General features: G+C 42.0%; 7 protein-coding genes. 5 read left to right on the top strand and 2 right to left on the bottom strand.

Going from position 1 to position 9,200, the window contains the following annotated elements:
* Positions 1 to 121 precede the first annotated feature (121 nt).
* The 5 genes from HMPREF9018_RS00795 to HMPREF9018_RS00775 all read left to right on the top strand — a co-directional run bounded on the left by HMPREF9018_RS00795 (position 122) and on the right by HMPREF9018_RS00775 (position 6,958).
* Complete coding sequence (locus tag HMPREF9018_RS00795) at positions 122 to 1,213, top strand: aldose epimerase family protein (protein ID WP_008446421.1); 1,092 nt, start codon at positions 122 to 124, stop codon at positions 1,211 to 1,213.
* Positions 1,214 to 1,457: 244 nt separating this feature from the next.
* Positions 1,458 to 2,774, top strand: a complete 1,317-nt coding sequence (locus HMPREF9018_RS00790) for an MFS transporter (protein WP_008446445.1) — start codon at positions 1,458 to 1,460, stop codon at positions 2,772 to 2,774.
* A gap of 80 nt (positions 2,775 to 2,854) precedes the next feature.
* Entirely contained in the window at positions 2,855 to 4,015 is a 1,161-nt protein-coding gene (galK, locus tag HMPREF9018_RS00785; RefSeq protein WP_008446577.1) for a galactokinase, read from the top strand.
* Positions 4,016 to 4,190: 175 nt separating this feature from the next.
* Positions 4,191 to 6,251 carry a carboxypeptidase-like regulatory domain-containing protein gene (locus HMPREF9018_RS00780; protein ID WP_008446707.1) on the top strand — a complete coding sequence of 687 codons (2,061 nt, stop codon included), beginning with the start codon at positions 4,191 to 4,193 and terminating at the stop codon, positions 6,249 to 6,251.
* Between the two features lie 287 nt (positions 6,252 to 6,538).
* Positions 6,539 to 6,958 carry a hypothetical protein gene (locus HMPREF9018_RS00775; protein WP_050773456.1) on the top strand — a complete coding sequence of 140 codons (420 nt, stop codon included), beginning with the start codon at positions 6,539 to 6,541 and terminating at the stop codon, positions 6,956 to 6,958.
* Between the two features lie 272 nt (positions 6,959 to 7,230).
* Here the strand turns inward: HMPREF9018_RS00775 and HMPREF9018_RS00770 are convergent, their stop codons facing one another.
* Together HMPREF9018_RS00770 and efp are read right to left on the bottom strand one after the other, a co-directional pair.
* A complete protein-coding gene (locus HMPREF9018_RS00770) occupies positions 7,231 to 8,313 on the bottom strand; it encodes a glycosyltransferase family 2 protein (RefSeq protein ID WP_008446547.1) in 1,083 nt (360 codons plus the stop codon).
* 163 nt (positions 8,314 to 8,476) lie between these two features.
* On the bottom strand, positions 8,477 to 9,043 hold the full coding sequence (gene efp / locus HMPREF9018_RS00765; RefSeq protein WP_008446726.1) for an elongation factor P: 567 nt from the start codon (positions 9,041 to 9,043) through the stop codon (positions 8,477 to 8,479).
* Positions 9,044 to 9,200 lie beyond the last annotated feature (157 nt).

The following is a 9,200-nucleotide window of genomic DNA, read 5'->3' as shown; positions in this document are numbered from 1 at the left end:
GAAGATAAGTGCGTGTAGTGAAGGATATTTTTAAAAGTTTTAGTAATAAAAAGTTTGCAGATTTATCTTAATTTTATTTACTTTGCAGGTAATTTGAAAGATAATAACTAAAACCAAAAATATGGAAAGTGAAAACAATCAGACACCCTTATGTGGCTTGTCTAAAGAGAAATTCCTCTCAAAGGTAGATGGTAAGCAGACCGATTTATATATATTGCGTAATACGCAGGGCTGTGAGGTAGCTGTAACTAACTATGGTGGAGCTATTGTAGCCATCATGATGCCCGACAGAGATGGTAATATGGCTAATATTATTCAGGGTCATGACAACATAGAAGACGTAATACATTCGCCAGAGCCTTACCTCTCTACCTTAGTGGGCAGATATGCTAACCGCATAGCAAAAGGGCGTTTTCAGCTCAATGGTAAGGAGTATAGCTTGTATATTAATAACGGTCCGAACTCTCTTCACGGAGGAAAGAAGGGCTTTAATGCCAAGGTTTGGGACGCTACGATGATAAGTAGCCACGCAATAGTATTAAAATATACATCTCCTTACGGTGAAGAAGGATACAGAGGGGAGCTTACCGTGTGGGTAGCTTATTCGCTTACGGAGGATAATGAGCTGGTAATAAAATATTCGGCTAAGACAAATAAGAAGACGATAATCAATCTTACCAGTCATGGATTTTTCTCTTTGGCAGGTATAGGCAACCCTACTGATAGTATAGAGGGTTTGGAATGTGAGATAAATGCCGACTTCTTCTTGCCCATCGATTCCACTTCTATCCCTACGGGTGAAATTTTAAAGGTGTCAGGTACGCCTTTCGACTTTAGACGTCCTAAGCCTTTGGGCAGGGATATTGATGCCGACGACGAGCAGATAAGGCACGGTGCGGGCTACGACCATTGCTTTGTGCTTAACAAAAAGGAAGAGGGCGAGCTTTCATTTGCCGCACGCGTCAAAGAGCCTGTTACCGGTAGAACGATGGAGGTATGGACTACCGAGCCCGGAATGCAGCTATATACTGACAACTGGGCTGACGGTTATAAGGGTCAGCATGGAGCTACTTTCCCACGACGCAGTGCTGTTTGCTTTGAGGCACAGCACTTCCCCGACTCTCCTAACAGGCCTTACTTCCCCTCGGTGGTGCTATCTCCGGGCGAGGAATATAAGCAAAAAACTGTGTATAAATTTGGTGTAGAGAGATAAAATTAGTAATATTGCTCTTTAAAAGGGCTCTTTATGGGCTTTGAAGGCTAAGCTAAAGGGCTTAACGGGCTAATAGTGAGGCGTCTAAAGGCTAAGAGAGAAGCCTCTGAAGGCTAAGAGAGAGGCGCTTAAAGGGCTAATAATCGTTAAGAAAAGATTAGCGCAGTGGGAGCTTGAATATAAACATTTTGGCTCACTATTAGCTTATTTGCACGTAACAAAAATAAAATAAATAAAAACAAAGATGAGTAACACAAAACAAAATGGTAGTATTATTGCGATCATCACAATGATGTTTTTGTATGCAATGATTTCGTTCGTAACTAACTTGGCTGCACCTATTGGTGTAATATGGAAGAGCACTTTCACTGGTTCGAGTGCAAACACAGTGGGCATGCTGGGTAACATGGCTAACTTTTTGGCTTACCTTTTCATGGGTATTCCGGCAGGAAAATTGCTTACAAAGGTGGGCTATAAGAAGACGGCTCTTTTCGGTATAGGCATAGGTTTCTTGGGCGTTTTAGTGCAATACCTTTCAGGTTTCTGTGGTGAGTGTGGTGCTGTAACGGGTTTTTCGGTGTACCTTTTAGGTGCTTTCACTGCAGGTTTCAGTGTTTGTACGCTTAACACTGTGGTTAATCCGATGCTAAACCTTCTTGGTGGAGGTGGCAACAGGGGCAACCAGCTCAATATGATAGGTGGCACGCTCAATTCTCTTGCAGGTACGCTTACGCCTTTGTTTGTAGGTGCTTTGATAGGTCAGGTAAGTAAAAACACAGCCATTAAGGACGTCAACCCTGTGCTTTACATTGCTATGTGTGTATTTTTGGTAGCTTTCATAGTGCTTACTTTCATACCTATTAGCGACCCTGAGATAGGCAAAACGGATAAGCAGACCGTCTTTGAGGTAAGTCCGTGGGCTTTCCGCCATTTTGTTTTAGGTGCAATAGCTATATTTATATATGTAGGAGTGGAAGTGGGCTTGCCCGGTACGTTGATGTTTTACCTTTCAGATGTAAGTTCTAATGGTGGAGGTCTTAATGCGTTGGTGGCAACACAGATAGCTGGTGCTGTAGTGGCTACATATTGGTTTTGCATGCTTATAGGCCGTTTTGTAGGTGGTTTTATAGCCCATAAGGTGTCTTCTAAGGTTCTTATGAGCTGTGTTACGGTAGTGGCAATGGTGCTTATCGTGGTGGCAATGGTGCTTGGCAAGTCGAGTACGGTAACAATGCCGGTATTTACAGGAAAGTCTTTTGAGATAGTTAGTGTGCCTGTGGCAGCTCTTTTGATAGTGCTTTGTGGTCTTTGCACCTCTGTGATGTGGCCTTCTATATTCAATCTTGCTACTGAAGGTCTGGGTAAATATACCGCAGCTGCTTCCGGCATATTTATGATGATGGTAGTAGGTGGAGGCATTTTGCCTTTGCTTCAAAATGTTCTGGCTGACTATACTACCTATCTTTTCTCTTACTTAGTGCCTCTCTTGGGTATAGCCTATATATGTTTCTATACTCTTGTAGGTAGTAAGAATGTGAATAAAGATATAAAGATAGATTAATAAAAGGTTTCTATTATCGCCCTCTTCTCTTAGTTATATTAGGGAAGGGGGCTTTTATAAATATAACTAAAAAACAAATTATGGATATCAACTTTGTACGTTCACGTTTTGTAAAACACTTCGATGGCAAGACGGGTAATGTTTATTTTTCTCCTGGTCGTATAAATCTTATAGGCGAGCATACCGATTATAATGGTGGTTTTGTCTTTCCCGGAGCTATTGATAAGGGCATTATGGCAGAGGTTCGGCCTAATGGTACTGATACGGTAATGTGTTATTCTATCGACCTTAAAGACCGTGTAGAGTTTAAAGTAACCGATCCTGATGGTCCTCGTGCCACATGGGCAAGGTTTATATATGGCATGGTGCGCGAGTTTCAGGCTTTGGGTGTAGAGGTAAAGGGCTTTAATATAGCCTTTGCGGGCGATGTTCCTTTGGGTGCCGGCATGTCTTCTTCGGCAGCTATGGAGAGCTGTTTCGGCTGTGCTCTTAACGATCTTTTTGCCGATAATAAGGTGTCTTCTTGGGATATAGTCCTTGCTGGTCAGGCCACAGAGCATAAGTATATAGGTGTAAACTGTGGCATTATGGACCAGTTTGCCAGTGTTTTCGGTAAGCAGGGTAAGCTCATGCGCCTTGATTGTCGTAGCAGAGAGTTTGAATATTTCCCATTCCACCCTGAGGGTTATAAGCTGGTATTGATAAATTCTAAGGTACGCCACGAGCTTGTGGGTAGTCCTTATAACGATAGGCGCAAGTCTTGCGAAGAGGTAGTAAAGGTGTTGGGCAAGCATTTCGCCGACAAAAAGTATGAAACTCTTCGTGATGCTTCTTTAGAAGAGCTTGAGGCAGTGCGCGAGCAGGTAAGTAAGGAGGATTATAGTCGTGCTCATTTTGTTTTAGGCGAGAAGGAACGTGTGCTTAAAGTGTGCGATTCTTTACAGAAAGGCGATTATGAAACGGTGGGAGCGATGATGTATGCTACCCATGAGGGTCTTAGCAAAGAGTATGAGGTGAGCTGTGAAGAGCTCGATTACCTTGTCGATATAGCTAAAAAGAGCGGCGTTACAGGTGCTCGCCTTATGGGTGGAGGCTTTGGAGGCTGCACTATAAACCTTGTTAAGGACACTGTTTACGACCATTTTATAAAGCAAGCCACAGAGCTTTTTGCAGCTAAATACGGTCATCGTGTAGAGGTCTATCCAGCTTTGATAAGTGAAGGCTCTCACAGAGTAGTTTGATGCTTATTCTTTAGGTAAGCATCATAAGAGATGTATATATTAATGTGTAGTGGTATGGCTCAGGAATAAAGGCTATACCACTATGTTATAAAGATGTAAAGGCGGAGGTTGTATGTAGATAGCAGGCTTTGTCTATGGTTATAAGAACTCACTTTTTGTTAAGGAGGAAACAAGTATGCAGGCAAGAAAAAATATCATTTTAAGGGTAACACTTATCTTTCTTTCGTTGTTTATGCTAAATGTTTCTATGCTAAAGGCACAGGAAAAGAGTAACGTCTTCGACAGAATACTTAAGCAGGTAAAGTGTTTTCCACAGGAAAAGACCTATATACATACCGATGCCTCTACCTATCTTGCAGGCGAACGTATCTGGCTGAAGGTGTATGTGGTAGATGCTCTTAGCCACGAACCCATTAACAAGAGCAGATATGCTTACGTAGAGCTTATAGCGGCTGACGGAGGACTGGCTGATCGCATAAAGATACAAGAGAAAAACGGGGCTTACTATGGATATATGGACATACCTGCACACCTTAGACAGGGGCGTTACCTGCTAAGGGGATATACATTGCTTTCGGCAGCGGTAGAGGGTTATGAAGACGTGCAGTACCTCGACATTATTAACGACAAAACTACTATAAAGCAAAAGTCCACCTCTTCTACCCATCTTGGTATACCTGCAGCAAGAGCATCATCATTAAGTGTTACGCATAAAGACGGAAAACTCATCGTTTCCACTACCCTCGAAGGCGAACACTATCTCTTAGCACATTGCCGTGCCTATCCGTTTCTGTGTAAACCTATTACCAATACTCAACCCATAGCGATAGATAACGACTCCTTACCACAAGGGGTAATACAGCTTTTGCTCTTAGACAAGCATGCTAACGTGCTTAGCACAAGGCTCTTTCTCTCGGCTAACGACCAAGAAAGGCTCTCGCTGCCGCTATTGCCCAGTAAGCTGACATATAAGCAAGGAGAGCATATAAGGATACCTTTCGACAAGTCGATGCTGCATGAAGCAGAGCGTGCCGACCTGTCAGTATCTGTAAGAAGAGAGGAAGCACCCCTTAATAGCGATCGCACAAATATCCTTTCACAGCTCTTTTTAGCAAGCGATGTAAACACATTGCTACCTGATGCTGCCACCTTTTATAATAATTCGCACCTTGCTGATGAGCTTTTATCTTCCTTTTCGTGGACAAGGTATAATATGGCTGAGGTTATAAAAGGTAAGTATTCTGCACCTTTAGCCACCGCAGAAGAGTCGGTTGCCTTAACGGGAAATGTGCGCACACTACTTCGACGTTTACCCATAGCTAACGCAAAGGTAAGCCTCATAATACCTGCCTTAGGCTTTGCCAGTAACACCCAGACAGATAGCTTGGGAGGTTTTGCCTTTAACGGCATAGATATACCTGCACGAACGGAATGCCTCGTTAAGGCTAACAAGCAAAACGGTAGTGAGCGCTTAGAACTGGTTATGCATGAAACCGATTACCCTGCACTGCCTACCAAAGAGCAGGTCTTACAGGCTGGTGCCACTTTTAATGTGAACGGCGCTGACAACTATGAGCAGGTAGATGAAAAGAGCTTTGGAGGAATATTGCTCGATAATGTTAATGTGGTAACAAAAAAGAGCTATTCTTCCAGTAAGAGCGATGCTTATTCGCGTACATCAGAATATTCTTTTGGTGCAAAAGAGATTAACGATATCAATGCCACGTGCATACACGAACTTCTACGCCGTGTTCCCGGACTTTTTATACGAAAGGAGCAGTGTTATGTCAGAGCTGTAACCACAGTATATGGCAAGCAGCGTCCTGCGGCTATTGTCGTAGACGGAGTGTTTGCAGAAGAGGGTTACGACTTAGACCAGATAAACATGTCGGACATAGCTCGCATAGATGTCTATAAAAGTGGCACCACCGTTATCTGGGGAGCGCGAGGAGGCAGCGGAGTAATATCCATAACCACTAAAAGAGGGTGCGATACCGATGAGCCTATAGCCTCTACCAGTCAGAAGAAGGTAATGCCTTTAGGCTATGAAGTGGGTACCGACTTTTCGCGTCTTTCGCAAAACAGCCGAACGGTGTGGTGGAATCCTGTTATAATAAAACCTTATATAGAGTTTGATGCCCTACCCTTTACGGGCAATTATCACATTACTGTGGAGGGAGTAACCTCACAGGGACGCTTAGTACACGAAGAGTGTAACATAAAGGTGGAGATGTAAGCCATGCTTCTTAGCTAAAGGATATGTTGCTTTGGGTAGTGGTAAGAGGCGAGATTATAATAATATTCTGCCATAAAGTAACAAAAAAGAAGTGTTCTTTTGCTTCTGTTAGCCTTTTTATTAATGTAATAAATTATTTATAAAAAAAAGGTAAATAATGGCTTTTTGTGCAGAAGGTATTATTATTTTTATGTATCTTTGGCTCAAAGAAAATATAAACACTCCAAGAGAAGTTTCTCTAAGGGTGAAGGATAACATTAATGTATTAATTTTTAAAACGTAAGATTATGAATAAATTAGTTTTAGCCCTTATGGCAATGGGCATGATGGCAACATCAGTTTCAGCAAATACAATTACTCAAAGCGATAAGCCTGTAATAGAAAAGAAGCAGTGCTGCAAGGAGAAAAAGCAGTGCGCAGAAGAGAAGAAGCAGTGCGCAGAGGAGATGAAGCAGTGCGCAGAGGAGAAAAAGCAGTGCAGCAAGAAGATGAAGCAATGCCGCAAGGAGATGAAGCAATGCCGCAAGAAGATGAAGCAATGCCGCAAGGAGATGAAGCAATACCGCAAGGAGATGAAGCAGTGCAGCGTAGAGAAAAAGCAGTGCTGTAAGAAAGATAAGAAGCAGTGCTGTAAGATGGATAAGAAGTGCGGTAAAGAAAATAAGCAATGCTGCAAGGAAAATAAAAAATGTAGTGAAACAAAATAAAACGAAAAAAGGTAATCTGTGAAGACCCGTTGTAATTTTTTCAAAATTTAAATTTTTAAGGTTTAAAAGTTAGTGTACAGTGGTACACGCTAAGCAAATTTAATTATCGGAAGATGGCTTTTTACGAAGTAAAAGGTCATCTTTCTCGTTTAAAAACATCATCTTTTGCAGCATAAAACATCATCTTTTGTAGGGTAAAAGGTGATGTTTTGTAACGTGCTGAATGATAAATGATTAGAGAGGCGAGCGAGGCTCGTGGCGTATGATTGTGATTATTTGTAGAAGTTCTTTTGATATGCTTTAAATTCGCCTTGCCCTTTTACGCATCTTTTCCACCAAGCTTTTAAGAATCCGCATCCGTAGCTTGTTAGCTGTACAAAGGCAGCTATGATAGAGAGCAAGCCCACAGAGAGGCTCTTACTCTCACGTGTGGAGCAAACAAATATTAACATCGAGTAAAGCACGAGTGGGGTTAAGCCAAGCAAGATAAGTGCTGAAGAGCTAAAGTGTAAGAGCTCTTGTGTGTTATTTCCTGCCGTTGGGAAATAGTGGCAGCACTGAAGAAGGTAGCAGAACAGTCCGATAAGGGTTATAAGCAAGCATGCTCCTACGCCTAAAGTAAACACCATTGGTAGGAGATGTACCAGCTTTAGGCTTTCGGGATATTTTTTATATAGGTTGATGCGTGCAATACCAGAATTGAACACCTGCCGCCAAAACTTTCTGAAGTCTGTGCGCCGCTTGTGATATACCCACGCATCGGGGAAAAGTCGGCATTGCTTTTCGGCTTTAAAAATGCGGATAGAGAAGTCGATATCCTCACCGAAGCGCATCTTAGAGAATCCTCCCAACTCGGCATATACCTCTCTTTTCACTCCCATGTTAAAAGATCGTGGATAAAACTTGTCGAGCTTTTTCTTACCACCACGAATACCTCCTGTGGTAAAGAAAGAGGTCATGGCGTAGGAAATGGCTTTCTGTGTGTTTGTAAAGGAGTCGTCGGCACGGTCAGGACCTCCAAAGGCGTCGGCATATTGCTTGTCAAGCTCTTCGTTAATAGCCTTAAAATATCCTTTTGGCACTACGACATCAGAATCGAGTATGATGAGATAATCGCCCTTAGCATGGTTTGCACCATAGTTGCGGCTCTGCGATGGTCCGGAGTTTGGCTTGAAAAAATAGTGTATTTGTAGCTTGTCAGCAAACTGTAGGCATATATCCTTGCATGGCACACTGGAGCCATCTTCCACTATTATTACTTCAAAACTGGTGTACTCCTGCTCAGATAGGCTTTCTAAAAGCTCTTTTACCTCATCAGGGCGGTTATAAACAGGCACTATGACGCTATATTTCATGACTTTATGGTTGTAGTAATGGAAAAAAGAAAGAGGTATGTTATACGTAAAGAGCAGTAAGGAGTTATAAGAAAAGGGTAAGAAAAAGGAGCTTTCAACAGGATTTTCTCCCTAAGAAACCGCACTCTTTCTTACCCTCTTATATTTGCTTTATATTAACGTTTTATGCATTTACACGCCCCAGATAGCTACCATCGCGTGTGTCTATCTGTATTGTTTCCCCTTCGTTAATAAACAAAGGTACACGCACAACGGCTCCTGTCTCTAACGTAGCAGGCTTTGTAGCGTTGGTAGCAGTGTTGCCTTTAACGCCTGGCTCGCTGTGTGTTATCTTTAAAGTGGTCTTAGCAGGCATCTCAGCAGAAAGGATAGTGCCGTCGCTGGTATCAGTAACTACCTCTACAATGTCGCCTTCTTTCATATATTGAAACCCAGCTATCTGATGTTCAGAGATAGGAATCTGCTCGAAATTCTCTTGGTTCATAAATATAAACCCCGTAGGGTCCTGATAAAGATATTGGAAAGGGCGACGCTCTACGCGTACATCTTCCAGTTTGAACCCTACTTGGAATGTGCGGTCAATAACACGCCCGTCAGCTACATTCTTTAGCTTTGTTATCATAACGGTGTTACCTTTTCCGGGCTTACGGTGCTGAAAGTCTATACAAGTCCAAATCTTACCATCAAGACGGATACATGTTCCGATTTTGATTTCCTGTGAATTAATCATAATTTATTATTTATCTGATATATTATTTTATATTCTTTGCAGTTTTTTCTTATGCGCTGCAAAGTTACTTATTTTATACAAAAAACATAAATTATTGGTGTAAAAATCGCTTAATTCTTGGTTAATCCAAAAAGATTAATTAATTTTGCAGACCTAA

It is taken from the genome of Prevotella amnii CRIS 21A-A (assembly GCF_000177355.1).
In the GTDB taxonomy this organism is placed as follows: domain Bacteria; phylum Bacteroidota; class Bacteroidia; order Bacteroidales; family Bacteroidaceae; genus Prevotella; species Prevotella amnii.
The sequence above is the reverse complement of the archived record's forward strand: the minus strand, read 5'-3'. Positions and strand labels throughout refer to the sequence as shown.